Source organism: Streptosporangium sp. NPDC049376 (genome assembly GCF_044466505.1).
In the GTDB taxonomy this organism is placed as follows: domain Bacteria; phylum Actinomycetota; class Actinomycetes; order Streptosporangiales; family Streptosporangiaceae; genus Streptosporangium.
On the sequence record NZ_JBITMT010000023.1, the window covers coordinates 20,105 to 37,920 of the forward strand.

Consider the following 17,816-nt stretch of genomic DNA (forward strand, 5'->3'; position numbering starts at 1 on the left):
TCGAAAGCCGGGACCCGGACTCCGTTTTTCCTTTCAGGACATGTCATTGGGCCTGCTCCGCGGAGGAAGGACGCGCAGAAGATTGCGGTTGAGGATGAGCGCGTGCTCCCTGCGGGGCAGCCCGGCGAGGACCCGGGGCCCTCGGACGACCTCCTCGACCAGGCGTCCGAGCCCGCCGGAGATGCGGTTGAGCGGCCAGTCGGTACCAAAGATGATCTTGTGGTTAAGGCCGAGGCGGAACAGGTGACGCAGATGGGCGGGCCAGCCGCCGGGCGTCGCCGCGCCCGCGAAACCCCCGATGTCCAGATAGACGTTCCTCCGGAAGGCCGCGAGATACGCCGCGACGTCCACATGCGTGACGCCACCGTGCCCGAGGACGAAGTTCACCCGGGGGAAGTCCCGCACCGCCTGGTCCACCCGCAGCGGATGCGCCGGCGCGAAGTCGAGGCTTCCCGCGGTCGGGCCCGTGTGCACGAAGACCGGAAGCGACCGCGCCGCGCACACCTCGTAGTAGGGGTACAGCCCGGGGTCCGAGGGCGAGTAGCCGCACGGCGGATAGAGCTTGAGCCCGTCGAACCCGTAGGTGTCGACCAGTCTTTCGAAGAGCTCCACCCCCTCGGGGCCCCGGCGCGGGTCCACCCCGATGTACACCCAGAAACGGTCCGGGTGGCGGAGACGGATCTCGTGGTGACGCCGTGCCATCTCCTCGATCGTGAGCGGCGAGGCCATCCTGAGGGTGAAGTCCGGCACGAGGAGTACGGCGCGGTCCACCCCGGAGTCGTCCATCTCCCGCACCAACTGGTCCGCGTGATGGTCCTGGTGCTGGGCGACGTAGGCGTCAACGAGCCGGCCACGCCGTGGGGCGGCGCCCTCGGCCTCCAGACGGCGGTGCACGTTCGCCACGACGTCCTCGATGAACCTCATCGGGATGAAGTCGGTCGACGCCACGTGACAGTGACCGTCGTAGACCGGCACGGGCGGCGCTCCGCCCGCCCCGGCGTTCACGCGGACCTCTCCGTGGCGGCCACCGCGCCGTCGTCGCCCGCCAGCCGCCGGATGGTGCCGGCCATGATGAGCCTGCGATGCGATCGCCTGACTCCGGCGAAGACGGTCGTCCCCTCCCTGAACTCCCTGGTCAGCGAGTCGAGGGACACGCTCATCCGGAAGGAGGGCCAGCACGTCCCGAACAGGATCTTGTGGTTGACGCCCAGGTGGAAGAGCCGGTTGAGGTGCGCCTGCCAGCCGTCGGAGCTGAGGACGCCGGGGAACTGGCTGATGTCCAGGAAGACGTTCGGCCGGTGCAGGCACAGGTACGTCGACTCCTCGACGTGCGTGACGCCGCCGTGCCCGAGGATGAAGTTCACCCCGGGGAAGTCTCGCGCCGCCTCGTCGATCATCAGCGGCTGGCCGTGGGTGAAGTCCAGCGGGCCCCAGCCGGGACCCGTGTGGCTGAGCACGGGGACGCCCCGGTGCGCGCACACCTCGTAGTACGGGTACAGCCGGCGGTCGCTCGGGGAGTAACCGGCGGGGGGATAGAGCTTGAGCCCGGCGAAACCGTACTCGTCGAGACACCGTTCGAAGAGCGCGATCCCGTCGGGGCCCGACCGCGGATCGACCCCCCAGAACACCCTGAACCGGCCTGGATGGCGCTGCGACACCTTGTGGTGCAGTTCGGCGAGCTCCGGAGGTGACAGGATCCCGTCCGCGACGTGGGAGAAGTCGGGGGCGACGAGGAACGCCTGGTCGACGCCCGCGGCGTCCATCTCCGCGACGAGCCGATCCCCGTCGTGATCCTGGTACAGGGCGAGCAGCCGGTCGGTGACGCGTCCCAGCTTGACCGGCTGCCCGTGGGAGACCAGCCGGTGATGGACGTTGGCCGCCTGTTCTTCGAGGAACCGGCGCGGAACCGCCAGGTCCGTGGCGAGGTTGACGTGCGCGTCGACGACGGGCTCGTCCGTAGGCTGCCCCGTCATGTGGTCTGCGCCCCAGCCGGGCGGTCCGTCGATTCCTCGAACCTCATACTCGTCTCCTCCGGCGTTCCCGCAAAGAGTCGGTGACGCCATGAGCCGGGATGGCGGGTTTCGGGACTTGTGCGAACCGTATTCCGTTTCGCGCGGAGGGTGAGGTGAATTCCGCACCACCGCATCCGGACAATTCCACATCAATGAAATTGATAGTTCGCGTCCGCAATATTTGCGATTAATCCGCATTTGACATTACAAGGTGGTCAGACTCAAAGTCAACGTTGTTATCACTTCTGTTTTCGCGTATCCGGCTGAACAGGTGATACGGCGGTGAACCGCGCCGGAGGGGAGCGCGGCGACCGGCCCGTCACGAAGCCGCCAGGCCGGCGTCACGGATCCTGGCCCCCAGGATCGGCCCCGTGACACGCGTCGCGTCGGCCTTCAGCACGTCCATGTGCCCGGCCTCGATCCGGTGTGTCTCGACCGGCCCCTTGAGCGTCTCCCGCCACGCCTCGGAGGCCAGGCCGTCGTGACCCGGCTCCGGTGAGGCGTCGAAGAACAGGACAGGGCCGTGGAAGCTCCGCGACCGGTGTTCGGCCATGGCCCGGACGTTCTCCTCGGTGATCGAGACAAGGTCCTCGATCACCTTCTCCTCCAGCGTCCCCAGGGAGCTCCCCGACTCCCGCAGCACCGTGGCGAGCTCCGCCGCCGGTGGACGGTACGGCCCGTCCCAGCCCGGTGCGGTGATCCCGCCGAAGGCGAGGTGCAGCACGTCCGCCACGCCGTCCCGCACGACGCCGACTCCCGCGCCGCCGGGGAAGGAGTCGAAGAGCACGAGCAGGGCCACCTCCTCGCCCCGGCCTTCGAGCTCCACGGCGATCTGCTGCCCGACCACGCCGCCGAACGACCAGCCGACGATGACGCAGGGCCCGGCAGGGTGGATCTCCCGCATCTGCCGCAGCAACGCCTCCGCCAGGTCCGTGACGGACAGCGCCGAACGCCCGCCGAGAAGGCGGGGGTCCTGCAGGGCGTAGACCGGGTGGTCCGGCGGCAGATGGCTGATCAGCGCCGAGTAACACCAGCCCAGGCCGTTGATCGCGGGAACCAGGAAGATCGGCGCACGCTCTCCCCGGGGACGGTAGGCCAGCACGGCGCCGAGGTCGTCGGGCGGGCCACCCCGGGTGAGGTGCCGTTCCAGGAGCGCGACGGTCGGATGGTCGAAGATCGCACGCACCCCGAGCTCGACCCCCAGCACCTCCGCGATCCGGCTCACCAGGCGGACGGCCAGCATGGAGTGGCCTCCCAGTTCGAAGAACCCGTCGTCCGCCCCGACCGCGGGCAGCCCCAGGACCTCCGCGAAGATCCCGCTCAGGACCTCCTCCCGGGCGGTGTGCGGGCGGGACGGGACGAGGTCGCCGGCGGGACCGGGCGCGGGCAGCGCCGTACGGTCGATCTTGCCGTTCGTGGTCAGCGGCAGGGCGTCGAGCACCACCAGGGCCGACGGCACCATGTACTCCGGCACCCGTCCGGCCAGCCGGGCCCGCACCTCGGCGAGGTCCAGGCCGTTCCCGCCCACGGGGACGACGTAACCGACCAGCCTCCGCTCGTCCTCCGCCCGCTCCCCCGCGCGGGCCAGCACGACGGCCTGGTCGATCCGGGGGTCGTCCGTCAGCGCGGCCTCGATCTCCCCCGGTTCGATACGGAAGCCACGGATCTTCACCTGGTGGTCGGTCCGCCCGAGGAACTCCAGCTGCCCGTCGGACGCCCATCGCGCCAGGTCTCCCGTGCGGTACATCCGGGTGCCATCCGGTCCGAAGGGGTCGGCGACGAACCGCTCGGCCGTCAGGCCGGGACGGTTCAGATAGCCCCGGGCGACTCCGGCCCCGGCGATGTACAGCTCGCCGGGGGTTCCGGCGGGGACGGGCCGCAGGCGCGCGTCCAGCACGTAGATCTGGGTGTTGGCCATCGGTCGCCCGATCGGCGGGTCCCCGGGACGCCCGTCAGGGCCCGTGTCGACCGGCGCGAAGGCCGAATAGACGGTCGTCTCCGTGGGGCCGTAGGCGTTGACGACACGTGCCCCGCACGCGGCCAGCTTCCGCGGCAACCGGTCTCCGCCGATCACGATGAGCAGGTCCCGGAGCGCTTCGGGATCCGCCGTACGCACCATCTCCCACAGTCCGGGCGTGCCCGACGCGAGGCTGATCGAGTGACGGCGGATCAGCGCGCCCACCTGGTGAGGATCGCGTACGGCCTCCGCCGGGGCGACCACCACCGTCGCCCCGCTGAGCAACGGAAGGTACAGCTCCTGCCCGGCGACGTCGAAGGCGAGGTTGGTGGTCGCGAGCACCGTGTCCCCGGCCCCGAGGGGAAACCTCTCCCGCAGGTCGGAGAGGTAGTTCAGCAGTCCTCCCCTGGTGGCCGCGACGCCCTTGGGCCGCCCCGTGGAGCCGGAGGTGTAGACGAGGTAGGCGACGGTGTCTGAGGTCACCGGTGCCGGCAGGTCGGAACGGGTGAGGTTCTCCGCCGAGTGCCCGGCCATGCCGGCCACGGTGGCGTGGTCGTCGAGGACGACGCGCCGGACGGCTCCGGTCCCCTCCTGCGCGGTGTGGGTGTCGGTGAGGAGGATGAGCGGCCGGGTCTCGCCCAGCATGAAGGCCACCCGGTCCGCCGGGGTGCCGGGGGCGATCGGCAGATAGGCGGCGCCGGTCTTGAGCACCGCGAGGAGGGCCACCGGCGTCCACTCGGAACGGGCCAGCGCCAGCGCCACGTAGCGCTCGGGGCCTGCGCCCCGCTCCAGCAGGTACCGGGCCAGCCTGTTCGCCCGTTCGTTGAGCTCGGCGTAGCTCGTCGCGGCTCCTTCGTAGATGACCGCGGTGCGGCCGGGCGAGCGTTCCACCTGCCGTTCGATCAGCTCGACGACGTCGGCGCGCGGCAGCGCTCTGGCCGTGTCGTTCCACTGCCTGAGCAACCTGTGCCGCTCCGGCGGAGTGAGCAGCTCGATCTGGTCGATCGGCTGCCCGGGATCCGCCGCGACCGACTCCAGCAGGCGGGACAGCCGCGCCGACAGGGCGAGCGCGGTCGCCCTGTCGAACAGGTCGGCGCTGTACTCCAGCGTCCCGGTGAGTCCCAGCGGGGAGCCGTCCGCGCTGTGCCGTTCGCCCAGATAGAGGGTCAGGTCGAACTTCGCCGTGCCGCTCTCGGTCGGATGGGGAACGCTCTGGAGCCCCTCCAGGTGGAGGTTCGGCGCCTCACCCACGGCGGGCGAGAGGAACACCTGGAACAGCGGGTGCCGGGACAGCGACCGGGCAGGCTGCAGATGCTCGACCAGTTGCTCGAAGGGAAGGTCCCGGTGCTCGTACGCCGCCAGATCGGCGTCGCGCACCCGCCGCAGGAGTTCGTCGAAGGTCGGCCGCCCCGAGGTGTCGGTGCGCAGCACGAGGGTGTTCACGAAGAATCCGACCAGGTCCTCCAGGGCCTCCGCGTCGCGGCCCGCCGTCGCCACGCCGATGGGGATGTCCGTTCCACCGCCCGAACGGGTCAGCAGCACGGCCAGCGCCGCCTGTAGCACCATGAACACGGTCGCCCGATGGCGGTGCGCCAGCTCCAGCAGGTCCATGTGCGTCCAGGCGTCCGTCCGGAACGGGACCTCGCCGCCCCGGTAGGTCGCCTTGGCCGGGCGGGGGCGGTCGGCCGGGAGCGACAGCTCCTCCGGCAGCCCCGCCAGCGCGTCACGCCAGAAGGCCAGCCGGACGGAGATCCGGCTCTCCGGATCCCGCGGGTCCCCCAGCCTTTCCCGCTGCCACAGCGCGTAGTCGGCGTACTGGACCGGCAGCGGTTCCCACCCTGGTTCCCGCCCCGAGCGCCGGGCGGCGTAGGCCAGCGACAGGTCCGCGCTGAGCGGTGCCAGCGACCAGCCGTCACCCGCGATGTGGTGGACCACCATCACCAGGATCTGTTCCGCGGGGCCGGTGCGAATCACCTTCGATCGCACGGGAAGTTCGGCCGAGATGTCGAAGCGGTGGCCGAGGACTTCGGCGACCGCGGCGTCGATCTCGTCCGCCCCGCACTCGGTGAACTCCACCCTCACCCGCGCCTGATCCGCCGGGACGATCCGCTGGACGGGTTCGCCGTCCTGCTCGGCGAAGTGGGTGCGCAGGGATTCGTGCCGGGCCACCAGGTCGCGTACCGCCGCGAGGAACGCCTCGCGGTCCAGTTCGCCTCGCAGCCGCACGACCAGAGGCAGGTTGTAGGTGGCGCTCGGCCCGTCCATCCGGTGCAGGAACCACAGGCGGCGCTGGGAGTAGGAGAGAGGCAGGGCCGCCGGACGAGGGTGAACGGCCGCGGGTTCCTCCGCTCCGGGCCTCTCCGGCCTGGTTTCCGTCATGTCCGCCCCCTGTCAGTCGGTCGAATCGCGAAAGTCCGGCGAATTGCCGTTCCGGCCTCGAATGCGCGGAACCGGAGACGCCGATGTCCGGGCCGATGCCGTCCCGGCAATTCTCAATGAAATGGCGTGCGGGTCCGGTGATTCTGTCGGCGATATTCCGGGTTCCGGTCCTGATTCGCTTGTACGGGCCGCGACGGAGCGAAGGCAGGTCATTGCCGAACGACATGGACTCACAGGTGAACGGCGAAGTATCCGCAGGTGAAGGCGGTATTCGTCCAATGGCCACCGGTGGGGGAACCCCGTCGTTCTCTCTTCACGATCCACATTTCCACCCAGAAGAAAGGCAATGATTCATTCCGCGTCCGGGCGTGCGTTCCCGGGTGCGGGGTCGCGATTTTTCTGCGAACCGGTCTTCCATTTCGGGATCGAGTTGTTATTATTTCTGCATATGCTCACCGGAAATCGCGATAATTCCACGAGAGTGACCCGAACGCCGTAGCGGAAATTCGAGCACCGACGAGAGGAACCTCCGATGTCCAAGGAAGCGACCCTCTACTCCCCCGTCATCAAGGATGAGCGGGGAATTGTCTCCGTAGTGTTCGCCAAGGACCACCCTGGATATGACGACCCGGAGTACCAGAGGCACCGGGCGGGGATCGCCGAGGCCGCCCTGCGGTACGTTCCCGGGCAGCCCGTGCCGGACGTCGTCTACACCGAGGAGGAGCACGCGACCTGGCGCCTGGTGAACGCCGAACTCGCCGAGAAACACCGGCGGCACGCCTGCCGGGAGTTCCTCGCGGGCAAGGAACGCCTGGCGCTCCCGGACGACCGGTTGCCGCAGCTCGGCGAGGCCTCCGCCGCGATCAACGAGGCGACCGGATTCCGCTTCAGCCCGGCCGCCGGCCTGGTGGAGGTCCGTGACTTCTACGGTTCGCTGGCCGACCGCCGCTTCCAGGCGACCCAGTACATCCGGCACTTCTCCATGCCGCGTTTCTCCCCGGAACCCGACATGATCCACGAGGTGGTCGGTCACGGCAGTCATCTGTCGGCCCAACGGCTGGCCGACCTCTATGAGCTGTTCGGGAAGGCGGTTCGCCGGCTGCGCTCCAAGGAGGCCGTCGGCATGGTCTCCAGCGTCTTCTGGTTCGCCATGGAGTACGGCCTGGTCAGGGAGGACGGGGATATCAAGGCGTGCGGAGCCAGTCTGCTCTCCTCCTGTGCCGAGCTGGAGCGCTTCCAGGAGGCCGACATCAGGCCGCTGGACGTGGCGTCCATGGCCGGTCAGGGCTATCTGGTCGAGCAGTACCAGCCGGTGCTCTTCTGCGCCGACTCCTTCGCGCACATGGAGGAGTTCCTGTCGACGTTCCTGATCACCGTGAGTGACGCGGACCCGCTCGCCACCACCTGAGAACGTCCCCGTCCCGCTCCCCGAGGATCCGGACGGTCGCGCCGTACGCGGGTGGGCACCGTCACCCCGTGCGCGCCCCGCTCCGCACCGGTGTGGAGCGGGGCGGTGGGGCACGGGATGACGGCGAGCGTCGTGGACCGTCATCCGACGCAGTGCTTGATGAGGTCGCGGATGGTGACACCTCCGCTGGAGTTGAACGATCCGAAGTCGAAGGAGGTGTCGGTCTGGTCCTCCAGGTAGGCCACGAGCGCGACCAGGGCCATGGAGTCGAGCAGCCCGGCCCCCTGAAGGTTGGTGTCCGCCTCGACGACGAGGTCCGTCTCCTCGTTCCACCTGGCCACCCAGCCGACGAGGTCGTTCTCCAGGGCGGTCATGTCAAAGCCCATGCGCGGTTCCCTTCCTCTGTTCCTTCGTGCAGGACTGTTTCCCGTGCGGAACCGTCACCGGCCGTGTTCCGCGGCCCGCTCCTGCCGCCTGGCCTGCGCGGCTTCGGCGAAGTACGCCGCCGCGAGCGGCCGGCTCAGCTTCAGGTTGGCGGTCATGTAGCGGGGGTCGTTCCGCAGGGGCCGGTCGGAGAAGACCAGCGACGTGATCCGTTGATGGGGCTCAAGCGACTGGTTGGTCTTGTCGATCCGCTCACGGATCGACAAGACCAACGCGTCGTCCTTCGGGTCCGCCGGGGTGACGATAGCCCCGAGCCTGCCGGTTCTCGGAGTCGGGACCACGAGCAGTTCGACGACCCCCTCGACGCCGGCGAACAGGGACTCGATCTCGGCCGGGTGCACCTTGCGGCCGCTGTCGAGGACGATCACGTCCTTCTTGCGGCCCAGCAGGGTGAGGAAGCCGTCGTCGTCCAGCGTCCCGTAGTCGCCCGTCACGATCGTCCCGTCGGGACGGTAGGTCTCGTCGGCCGCGCCTGCCGTGTCGAAGTAGCCGGTGCTGAGCGGGGCGGGGCGGTGGACCAGCAACTCGCCGTCGGGCAGGAAGGTCACGGCCTCCGGGTCGATCAGCTTGCCCACGCTGCCCAGCCGGTGCTCCTCCTGCGTGTTCCAGGCGATCATTCCGGACTCGGTCATGCCGTAGGCCTCCAGCAGCCGCACCCCCTGAGCCCAGTAGGCCTCCAGGGTCTCCCGCCGGATGGGCGCCATTCCAGTGATCATGAAGCGGATTCCGCCGCCCAGGAAGTCACCGAGTGAGCCCCCGCCGGTCTTGTGGAAGAGCTGGAGCGCGGTGTCGTAGAAGACGGGCGGGGCGATCAGGAAGGTCGGCCGTTCGTCCCTGACCACACCGAATATCCGCTGGTAGGGCGCCAGAACCACGTCGGCCCCGATCCACAGGCAGCAGTAGACCGACAACCGCTGCTGGTAGTTGGACAGCGGCAGGAAGATCACATGCCGGTCATCCGCGCCGACGCCGAAACACTCGATGAAACGGCTGATGACGTACTCGGTACCCTTCCGGCTGACGTTGAGCCCCTTGAGCAGGCCCGAGGTGCCCGAGGAGAAGACGAGGCTGTGCAGGTCGCCCGGCTCGCCCCGGGGGGCGTCGGCCGGTACGACGTCCACCCCGGGCACGCCGTCCGGCCTCACCAGGGCGGGGTGGCCGGACGTCACCTCGGCGTCCGTGACGAGCAGCGCCAGTCCGTGACGGGTGACGAACTCGCCGGGGTCACCGATCACGGTCTCGTCCGCGAACGCCTTGAGCACGGCGCCGGTCATCATCGCGGCGAGGTCCCAGAGCACCCAGTCGATGCCGTTGCCCGCGCGGATGCCCACCACGTGGCCCGGCCGTACCCCGGCGGCGGTCAGCCGATCGGCGTACAGCACCGCCAGGTCGTGGAGCCGCCGGTGCGTCACCTCACGCCGGCCGCCTGTGGAGTCGATCTCCACGACGACCGCCGAGGCGTTGTCACGGTAGCGGTCGGCGAGTTCGTGAAGCCTCATTCCTGCCCTCCTTCTCCAACGTCCGTTCCAGGCTCGCGACGAGGTCGGTGAGCCGCCGGGTGACGAAGAAACCGATCCGTCCGCCGATCATGGATTCGTAGCCGCCGCTGCCGGTGTCCCACTCGATCCGGATCTCCAGCTCGCATCCGTCGTCCTCGACCGGCTGCCGGACCCGCACCGACCGTTCAAGCGAGGCCCACAGCCAGCAGGGGTCGGCCCGCAGCGCGACACCGTCCTCCAGCCGCCACGCGCGGTCGGCCCACACGACGTGGTCGTCACCCAGGGTCCCCCGGAACTCCGCCTCCGCCGACGCCGCCGTCGCGTCGGCCTCCGGGTCCGCCGCGAACGGATCGAGCAGGTACGGCCTGCCGTGGAGCAGGTCCAGAACCTGCCGGGCGGGGTGGGAGCTTCGGACCCGCAGGGTCAGCGGCGACGTCACCGCCTGGGGCCGGTCCCGCCGTCCCCGGTGGGCCGCGGCCTCGGTCAGGACGGCCTCCAGCGTCTCCAGGCCGCGTTCGAGGTCGGCCTCCGAGATCACCATCGGTGGCTGGATCCGCAGCACCCTGGTGTTGTACAGCGAGTAGGTGGAGGTCACGCCCGCCGCCAGCAGCCCGCCGAGCACCAGCCCCGCGATCGAGTCGTCGTGGAACTCAAGGCCGTGCATCATGCCCAGGCCACGATGGGCCGCGACCAGTTCGGGAAAGCGTTCCACGATCCGTGCGAGCCGGTCCCCGATCACCCGGGCCTTCTCCCCGACACCGGTGAGGAACTCCTCCTCCGTCGCGATGGCGATCGACTCCAGGCCGATCCGGCAGGACAACGGGTTGCCGCCCAGGCTGGAGCCGAAGGTCGAGGGAAGTGCCCGAAGCGTCTCCCACACCGCCTCGGTCCCCAGCACGGCGGAGATCGGGAGCATGCCCCCGCCGAACGCCTTGCCGATGCAGACGATGTCCGGGACCACGCCGAACCGCTGATGGGCGAAGAAGGCACCGCATCTGCCGAAGGCGGTCTGCATCTCGTCGAGGATCAACAGGGCGCCGTTCTCGTCGCACAGGCGGCGCGCCTCCCGCAGGTAGCCGGGAGGCGGCACGATCACCCCGGCCTCCGCCTGGACCGGTTCCAGCAGGACGGCGGCGGTTTCGCCGTCGACGGCCGCCGCCAGTTGCCCGACGTCGCCGAAGTCGACCAGTTCGAACCGCTCAAGGAACGGCCCGAACAGGGACTCGTGCTCGGGTCGCGCCGAGGCGCTCAGGGTGGCGAAGGTCTTGCCGTGGAAGCAGCCGCGGGCGCTGACGAACTTGGGACGCCCGGTCGTGGCGCGGGCGAGCTTGAGGGCGTTGTCGATCGTCTCGCCGCCGCCGTTGGCCAGGTAGGCGAACGGCAGCCGGCCGCCGGTGAGTTCGGAGAGGCGTTCGGTCAGGCGGATCTGCACCTCCTCGAACATGATCTTGGTGCTGTTCAGGACACCCAGGTCGAGCTGGTCCCGCAACGCCGCGATGAGGCGCTCGTTGGAGTAGCCGAACGACTGGTTGCCGTACTGGTCGAACAGCGCGAGAAAGGAGCGCCCGTTCTCGTCCAGCACGCTGCTGCCGGAGCCCCGTCCCTGGACTCCGCAGCCCATCACGAACGCCATCTTCGAGTAGGTGGGATGGTTGTGCGCCGCCTTGGACTCAGCGAGCACCTGACGGTGTGTCCGCAACACGGCTCCCCTTGGCGTAGTCGTCGTAGTCGTGGAAGAAGTACTGCAGGAGCCTGTTGCCGCGCCCCGCCTCGGTCCTGGCCCGCGCGGCGGCGCCCGCCAGGTCGAGTACGGCGACAAGGCTGAGCGGGGCCTCCCTGAACCTGACGTCCCGGTACGGCTCGTGCAGCGCGACGAAGCCGATCTCGGTGTAGAAACTTCGCAACCCGCCTCCGGCCTCGGCGAAGAAGTCGCCGAGGACGTGGGTCGCGCCGTGTTTCGTGACGCTGTGCACCAGCCCCCGGCGCATCAGCGACATCCCGATCTCACGATGGCGGACCTGGGGCAGGGTCATCAGGTGGCCGAACTCGACCAACCGGCCCGCGGCTCGCAGGCCCGTGACGTCCACGACGTCCTCACACGGCAGGCCGGCCACCGAATCCGGCACGATCTTGACCGTCCCGACCGCCTCCGTCCCCTGGTAGGCGACGATGTAGTCCGCGTGGGCGTCGAACCGGTCGAAGGTGTCGGCGGTGTCGGCGGCGTCGGAGAGGCGTCCCTGGTCCTGGACGTACACGGCGTCACGCAGCCGGAGCACGGCGTCCCGGTCGGCCTGTGACTGTGCCACACGGAAGGTGACAGAGCTCATTTCTGCTCCATTCAACCGGTTCGTCCGGTCAGCGAGACTGTCCGATGATCAACTGCTTGAAGTAGTCGAAATAGCCCGTGTGGAAGTGATGTAGCCGGTCACGGATCTCGACGTGCAGGTTCGGCAGCCGCGAGATCGGCAGGTTCGGCATCACGTGATGCTCGACGTGGAAGTTGTTGCCGTTGGTGAACCACGTCATCAGCCGGTTGGACCTGACGCTCCGCGTGTTGGCGAACACGTCCACGTTGAGCGTCTCGCAGCCGTGGTGCTCGGGCAGCTCGATCAGGGCGTGCACCGGAGCAGCGACGGTCAGCAGTGGCACCAGCCAGGCCCAGAGCATGAACGGCGAGCCGGTCACCACCGAGACGACGGTCAGCGTGACGAGCACGGCCAGGATCAGGAGGTGGTCGTAGCGGATACGCCGTGAGACGGTGCGGGTCTCACCGTCGAAGTCCCTGCCGAGCAGGGAACGCCCCAGGTTCACCAGGAACAACCGGTAGTGGTGGAACATGGTGAACCGCGCCGTCCAGTCCATCGCGCGCCGGAACCCGGACCCGCCGTCCGCGTCGCCGTACTGGTCTCCGTAGTCGAAGAACTCACGGTTCATCGCGGTGCCCAGATACCGATGGTGCCGCAGGTGGGCGACCCGGTAGGCGGTGAACGAGATGAGCATCGGCAGGCCGAGCAGGGTTCCCGCGATCGTGTTGGCCCGCTTGTTGCGGAAGGCCAGGTTGTGCAGGGTCTCGTGCTGAAGTTCGGCGGCGTGCGCGAACATGCAGCCGATCAGGACGACACCCGCGATCCTGGCCCACGGTGTGGGCTGCAGGGCGAGCACCAGACCGGCGGTGGTGAGGGCGCCGCACAGCAGGAGCTTGAGTGTGAAGATCGCTCCCCGGGTCTCGGTTCGCAGGTGCTTCAGCGAGGCCCGGAGTTCCGCGGCGCTTTCCGGTGCAACCGTCTCATCCGCCTGGGATTCCATCTCTCCCCCATCTCCCTCGGCCGTCAGGAGGTTTCGGTCTGTTTCCGCAACGCGTCGTCGACGAGTCCTGCCAGGCCGGCGGGCGTGGGCGCGTCGAAGAGCTCCCGCACGGTCAGCTCCACGCCGACCGTCTTGCGGATTCGGGCGAGCAGGCGGACGGCGGACAGGGAGTGCCCGCCGAGGTCGAAGAAACTGTCGTCGATCCCGGGCGGTTCGGCTCCGAGGATCGCGGCGAACAGCTCGACCATGAGCCTCTCGTGCGCGGAGACCGGAGGACGGCTCGCGACCGCCGTCACCTGCTGCGGGGGTGGCAGCGCCCTCCGGTCGAGTTTCCCGCTGGCCGTACGGGGCAGGCCGGCGATCCGCGTGATCACGCTCGGGACCAGGTGGGCGGGCAGCCCGGCGGCCAGCCTGGCGCGCAGACGTTCGGGGTCCGGCTCCGCGCCGGGATCCGCCACGACGTATGCCACCAGCCTGCGGTCTCCCGGCTGGTCCCCCCACACCGTGGCGGCCGCGCCGGCGACCCCCGGGGAACGGGCCAGGGCCGCCTCGATCTCGCCGAGCTCGATCCGGAAACCCCGCACCTTGACCTGGTCGTCGTTGCGGCCGACGAACGTCAGCTCGCCGTCCGCCGTCCAGCGCACGAGGTCACCGGTGCGGTACAGCCGGGCGCCGGGACCGGCGAACGGGTCGTCTCCGAAGCGTTCGGCGGTCAGGACGTCCCGGCCGAGATAGCCGAGGGTCACCCCGGCGCCACCGACGTACAGTTCTCCGACCGCGCCCGCCGGGACGAGTTCCATGCGGTCGTCGAGTACGTAGACCCGCACGTTGCGCAACGGCCTGCCGATCGGCGGGGCGTCCGCCTGCGACGGCGACAGCCGGGTGCTCATCGCCGTCGACACCGTCGCCTCGGTCGGCCCGTATCCGTTGATCAGCGTGCAGACCGGGCTCCACCGTTCGATCACGGCCGGCGACCCGGCCTCGCCCACGATCGAAACCGTCGTGCCGCCCGGCCATTCCTGCGGCGACATGACCTCCAGGGCCGACGGCGGCAGCACCAGGTCGTTGATCCGCTTCTCGGTGACCAGCCGGGTGAGGTCCGGGCCCGGCGTCAGGCGCTCCGCGGCGGCCGAGACCAGGGTCCCGCCGTTCAGCAGGGACTGGGTCATCTCGCCGACGAAGGCGTCGAAGCTGGACGACGCGAACTGCAGGGTACGGGTTCCCGGTCCCGAACCCAGGCGGTCCACCATGGCCGCCACCAGGTTGACCACTCCCGAGTGCCTGACCACCACGCCCTTCGGCACACCCGTGGAACCGGAGGTGTAGATGACGTAGGCGGGCTGGTCCGGGGAGAAGACGGCACCGCGCTCCTCGTCGGTGAGGTTCCGTCCGGGCAGAGTCCGTACGGCCTCGGCGACCTCGGCGTGGTCCAGGAGCAGGCATCGTGCGTCCAGTTCCGCGGCGAGCCCCGCGGTGACGGAGTTCAGCACCACCAGCGCCGGTTTCGCGTCGCCCACCATGAAGGAGAGCCGGGCGGCGGGGTAGGCCGGGTCCAGCGGCAGGAAGGCGGCGCCGGTCTTCAGCACGCTCAGGGCGGTGATGTGGAGATCGGCCGAGCGCGGCAGCGCGAAGGCCACGATCTGGCCGGGCCCCGCCCCCAGGCTCAGCAGATGCCGTGCCAGCCGGTTGGCCCGCTCGTTCACCTCGGCGAAGCTCAGCACGGTGTCCTCGAACTCGATCGCCGGGGCCCGCGCGGTCCGCGCCGCCCATGCCTCGACCAGCTCGTGCACCGCGGTGGGCGGGATCTCGTGGACCGGCCCGGTCCCCCACTCGCGCAGCCGCGCCCGCTCCGCGGGGTCGACCAGCGGAACCTCGTGAACGGGCGTGCCCGGCTCCTCCAGAACCAGAGAGTCGAGGAAGAAGAGGAAACGCCGCAGGTGGGCCTCTGTCTCCTCCACGCTGTGGATCTCGGGGTGCGCGTCGACGATGAGCTCGAACGTGTCGTCCGCCGACGTCCGGTAGAAGGTCACCGACAGGTCGTCCGCGGCGGAGAGCGAGATGGTGCGCACGGTCGCGGTGGCGCCCGCGAAGTCGAGCGCGTAGTCGAAGTCCATGACGTTGACGACCTGTCCCCACAGCCTTCGTCCCGTTCCCAGCAGCCCCGTCTCCCTGGCGAGCTCCGCCGAGGGGTAACGGGAGTGCTTCAGCGTCTGCCGCAGTTCGAGCGACACCTGCCGGGCGAAGTCGGCCACGCTCGTCCCGGGGACCATCGGCACGCGCACCGGCAGGCCGTTGGTCGTCATGCCGGGTACCCGCCGCACCTGCGGGGTCATCCGCGCCATCGCCGGTATGCCGAGGACGACCTCGTCCGCGTTCGTCATCCTGCCCACGTAGGCGGCTGTGATCCCGGTGGCCAGGTCCGACCAGCTCACCCCGAAGCGGTCGGCCGCCGCCCGCAGGCCTGCGATCCTGGCCGGGCCGAGGTCGGTCCGGCGCCGGTGGGCGATCCGTACGGCGGAGGAGGACCGGCCTGCCAGCCGTACCGGATCGGGGCGGTCGGCGAACCTGGAGAGCCAGTAGGCGTGGTCTGTCTCGAAGCGCCTGGACTCCTCGTACTGTTTCTCGCTGCTGAGAAGCTCCTGGAAGGCGGGGAAGGCTCCGTCCTCGCTCGCGCGTCCCTCGGCCAGGGCGGTGTAGATCGCGGCGAGGCGGTTGTGGACGAGCGCGAGGCTCCAGCCGTCCACCACGGCGTGATGGACACGGCGGTAGAGGACGAAACGGTCCGCAGCGGTCCTCAGCAGGGCCGCGCCGCAGAGTCTGAGTGGGTCGATCGGCCGCCTCATGTCGGCCTGCATCCAGGCGTCCGCCTCCGCGACGGGGTCGGCCTCAGCGCTGAGGTCGAGGTAGACGAGTGGCGCGTTACCCGCGGGATCGACGTACTGCCGGTATCCGTCCTCGGTGCTCACCAGGCGCAGGCGAAGCGCCTCGGCCTCGTGCTCGACCCGCTCGTTCGCCGCCCGCATGACGGCCGGGTCCACCGGCCCGTGGATTTCCAGGCAGTCGGTGATGCAGTTGGTCGGGTCCGTCAGGTCGGACGACTGAGCCATCCATGTACGCAGCTGCGCGGAGAGCAGCGGCCATTCTTCCACCCCGTGATCGAGCAAAATTCATCCTTCCGACACAGGCCATAGACATCGAAAATGCATTAGCTGTGCGTGCGGATCCCGCGCGGGCCGACTCGGCAGACCCAGCGAACTAAATGCCGGACAACGAGATCCGACACCTTGACGAACTGATTAACTGTATGAATTCAGATCAGTCATACATCGACATACTTCCTTCGCGTAGCAGATCGTGTCAAGGGTGCCATACGGCCCGTATGTCGCTGGTGACGATATGTTCCCCGGCTGACCAGCACGTCTTGTGCCTTCTCTTTCTCCTCATTACAGACGGTTCACAAAAATGAACCAGATGTAGCCGGACATCAGGGCGGGACGGCCACGGAGAGCAACAAATAGAAGGCGGGCCATTAAAGGATGCGGATCTTCGTTTTTCGCCTCCCGAATCCGGTGGGCGGCACGCGCATTCACACCTGTATCCGTGGCAAAGAATCCCGGGTGGCGCGACGGGCACCGTCTGCCATATTCGCCGGACATGGGAGGCGCGCCGACGCCGTTCGCGCTTTCCGCGGCCCGCCGGACGCGCCGGTGGCCGGGGTGGCCGGCGGGCCGTGCCGGACCGCCGGGCACCGGTCCGGCACGGCGGCGGTCCTCGCCCCGGGCGGGCCTGTCCGATAATGCCCAAAACTGCACAAACAGCATCACCCTTGGCCGGGTCAGTACGGCAAATATCAAAGCAACCAAAACGGCGAAACCTCGCCCCATTGGGTCGTCCTGCCTGCGATAGGTTGCCAAGCATGATCACCAAGATCGATGAGTGCGAACTCACCGGGCCCTGGGAGGGGTTCCTCGCCGAAGCCGCATCGTCGGCGGACAGCAGTGGTGCGGGTGTCCTCGTGCTGTCCGGGTCGAGCGGCCGTGTCGAGCGCGAGCGGTGCAGGCTCTTCGCCCGTGCCGGTGTGACGGCGATGTCGATCCGGTGGTTCGGCGGACCGGGGCAGCCTCCCGGCATCTGTGAGCTTCCACTGGAGACTTTTGTCGCCGCGTCCGAACTGCTGCGCGAGCGCGGTGCCGGACGTGTCAGCGTCCTCGGGCTCTCCAAGGGCGCCGAGGCGGCGCTGCTCGTGTCCGCCCTCTCGGACTGCGCCGACGCCGTGATCGCGCTTGCTCCGTCGTCCGTCATCTGGGCCAACGTCGGCCCGGGGACCGACGGCAGGAACCGTCCGCTCCGCTCAAGCTGGACCTGGCGGGGACGACCGCTGCCCTTCGTCCCCTATGACGACTCCTGGACACCGGCGGAATCCGAAGGCACACCGGTCGCCCTGCTCGGCTCGTACGAACGCAGCCTCGCCACCCATGCGGACCTGGTGCCCGCCGCGGCCATCCCGGTGGAGAGGATCAGTGCGGACCTGGTGCTGATCGCCGGTGGCGCCGACCGGATGTGGCCGTCCCTGCGTTTCGCGCGTGAACTGGAGGCCCGGCGCTTGGCGGCCGGGCGCGATGTGGTGCTCGTCACGCGTGACGACGCCGGCCACCGGGTCGTCTTTCCCGGTGAGGTGGCACCGCCCCCGTCCATCCACTTCGACCACGGCGGCACGTCCGAGGCCGACGCGGCGCTGGGGGCCGCCGCCTGGCCGTACGTGCTCGCGGCCGTTCGCTGAGGCCGACGGCGGAGGCGGGGCACCCAACCGG

General features: G+C 69.3%; 11 protein-coding genes. 2 read left to right on the top strand and 9 right to left on the bottom strand.

From position 1 onward, the window contains the following. Positions 1–33 precede the first annotated feature (33 nt). The 3 genes from ACIBVQ_RS34980 to ACIBVQ_RS34990 form a co-directional block, all read right to left on the bottom strand. Positions 34–1,005, bottom strand: coding sequence for an amidohydrolase family protein (locus ACIBVQ_RS34980; RefSeq protein ID WP_399182849.1), 972 nt, complete (start codon positions 1,003–1,005; stop codon positions 34–36). Beyond that, positions 1,002–1,973, bottom strand: coding sequence for an amidohydrolase family protein (locus ACIBVQ_RS34985; RefSeq protein WP_362912979.1), 972 nt, complete (start codon positions 1,971–1,973; stop codon positions 1,002–1,004). The genes ACIBVQ_RS34980 and ACIBVQ_RS34985 overlap by 4 nt, the downstream gene beginning before the upstream one ends. Before the next feature lie 358 nt (positions 1,974–2,331). Next, positions 2,332–6,348, bottom strand: a complete 4,017-nt coding sequence (locus tag ACIBVQ_RS34990; RefSeq protein WP_399182851.1) for an amino acid adenylation domain-containing protein — start codon at positions 6,346–6,348, stop codon at positions 2,332–2,334. 532 nt (positions 6,349–6,880) lie between these two features. Between ACIBVQ_RS34990 and ACIBVQ_RS34995 the strand changes: the two genes are divergently transcribed. Next, the gene (locus ACIBVQ_RS34995) at positions 6,881–7,756 is read left to right on the top strand and encodes a phenylalanine 4-monooxygenase (RefSeq protein WP_399182853.1); all 876 of its coding nucleotides are present in this window, start codon (positions 6,881–6,883) and stop codon (positions 7,754–7,756) included. Between the two features lie 140 nt (positions 7,757–7,896). Here ACIBVQ_RS34995 and ACIBVQ_RS35000 read toward each other — a convergent pair whose 3' ends face one another. Genes ACIBVQ_RS35000 through ACIBVQ_RS35025 form a run of 6 tightly spaced genes read right to left on the bottom strand, consistent with a single transcriptional unit; the run spans position 7,897 to position 16,154 of the window. Next, positions 7,897–8,142: an acyl carrier protein gene (locus ACIBVQ_RS35000; RefSeq protein ID WP_352012224.1), complete on the bottom strand. Its 246-nt coding sequence runs from the start codon at positions 8,140–8,142 to the stop codon at positions 7,897–7,899. Between the two features lie 54 nt (positions 8,143–8,196). Then, positions 8,197–9,699, bottom strand: coding sequence for an AMP-binding protein (locus tag ACIBVQ_RS35005; RefSeq protein WP_399182855.1), 1,503 nt, complete (start codon positions 9,697–9,699; stop codon positions 8,197–8,199). Beyond that, positions 9,665–11,398: an aspartate aminotransferase family protein gene (locus ACIBVQ_RS35010; RefSeq protein WP_399182857.1), complete on the bottom strand. Its 1,734-nt coding sequence runs from the start codon at positions 11,396–11,398 to the stop codon at positions 9,665–9,667. The genes ACIBVQ_RS35005 and ACIBVQ_RS35010 overlap by 35 nt, the downstream gene beginning before the upstream one ends. Then, positions 11,370–12,026, bottom strand: a complete 657-nt coding sequence (locus ACIBVQ_RS35015; RefSeq protein ID WP_399182859.1) for an N-acyl amino acid synthase FeeM domain-containing protein — start codon at positions 12,024–12,026, stop codon at positions 11,370–11,372. Before ACIBVQ_RS35015 ends, ACIBVQ_RS35010 begins: the two co-directional genes overlap by 29 nt. A gap of 28 nt (positions 12,027–12,054) precedes the next feature. Next, positions 12,055–13,005: a fatty acid desaturase family protein gene (locus tag ACIBVQ_RS35020; protein WP_399182861.1), complete on the bottom strand. Its 951-nt coding sequence runs from the start codon at positions 13,003–13,005 to the stop codon at positions 12,055–12,057. A gap of 23 nt (positions 13,006–13,028) precedes the next feature. Continuing rightward, positions 13,029–16,154 carry an amino acid adenylation domain-containing protein gene (locus ACIBVQ_RS35025; RefSeq protein ID WP_399182988.1) on the bottom strand — a complete coding sequence of 1,042 codons (3,126 nt, stop codon included), beginning with the start codon at positions 16,152–16,154 and terminating at the stop codon, positions 13,029–13,031. A 767-nt stretch (positions 16,155–16,921) separates the two neighbouring features. Here ACIBVQ_RS35025 and ACIBVQ_RS35030 point away from each other — a divergent pair. Next, positions 16,922–17,785, top strand: coding sequence for an acyl-CoA thioester hydrolase/BAAT C-terminal domain-containing protein (locus tag ACIBVQ_RS35030; protein ID WP_399182863.1), 864 nt, complete (start codon positions 16,922–16,924; stop codon positions 17,783–17,785). Positions 17,786–17,816: the final 31 nt, after the last annotated feature.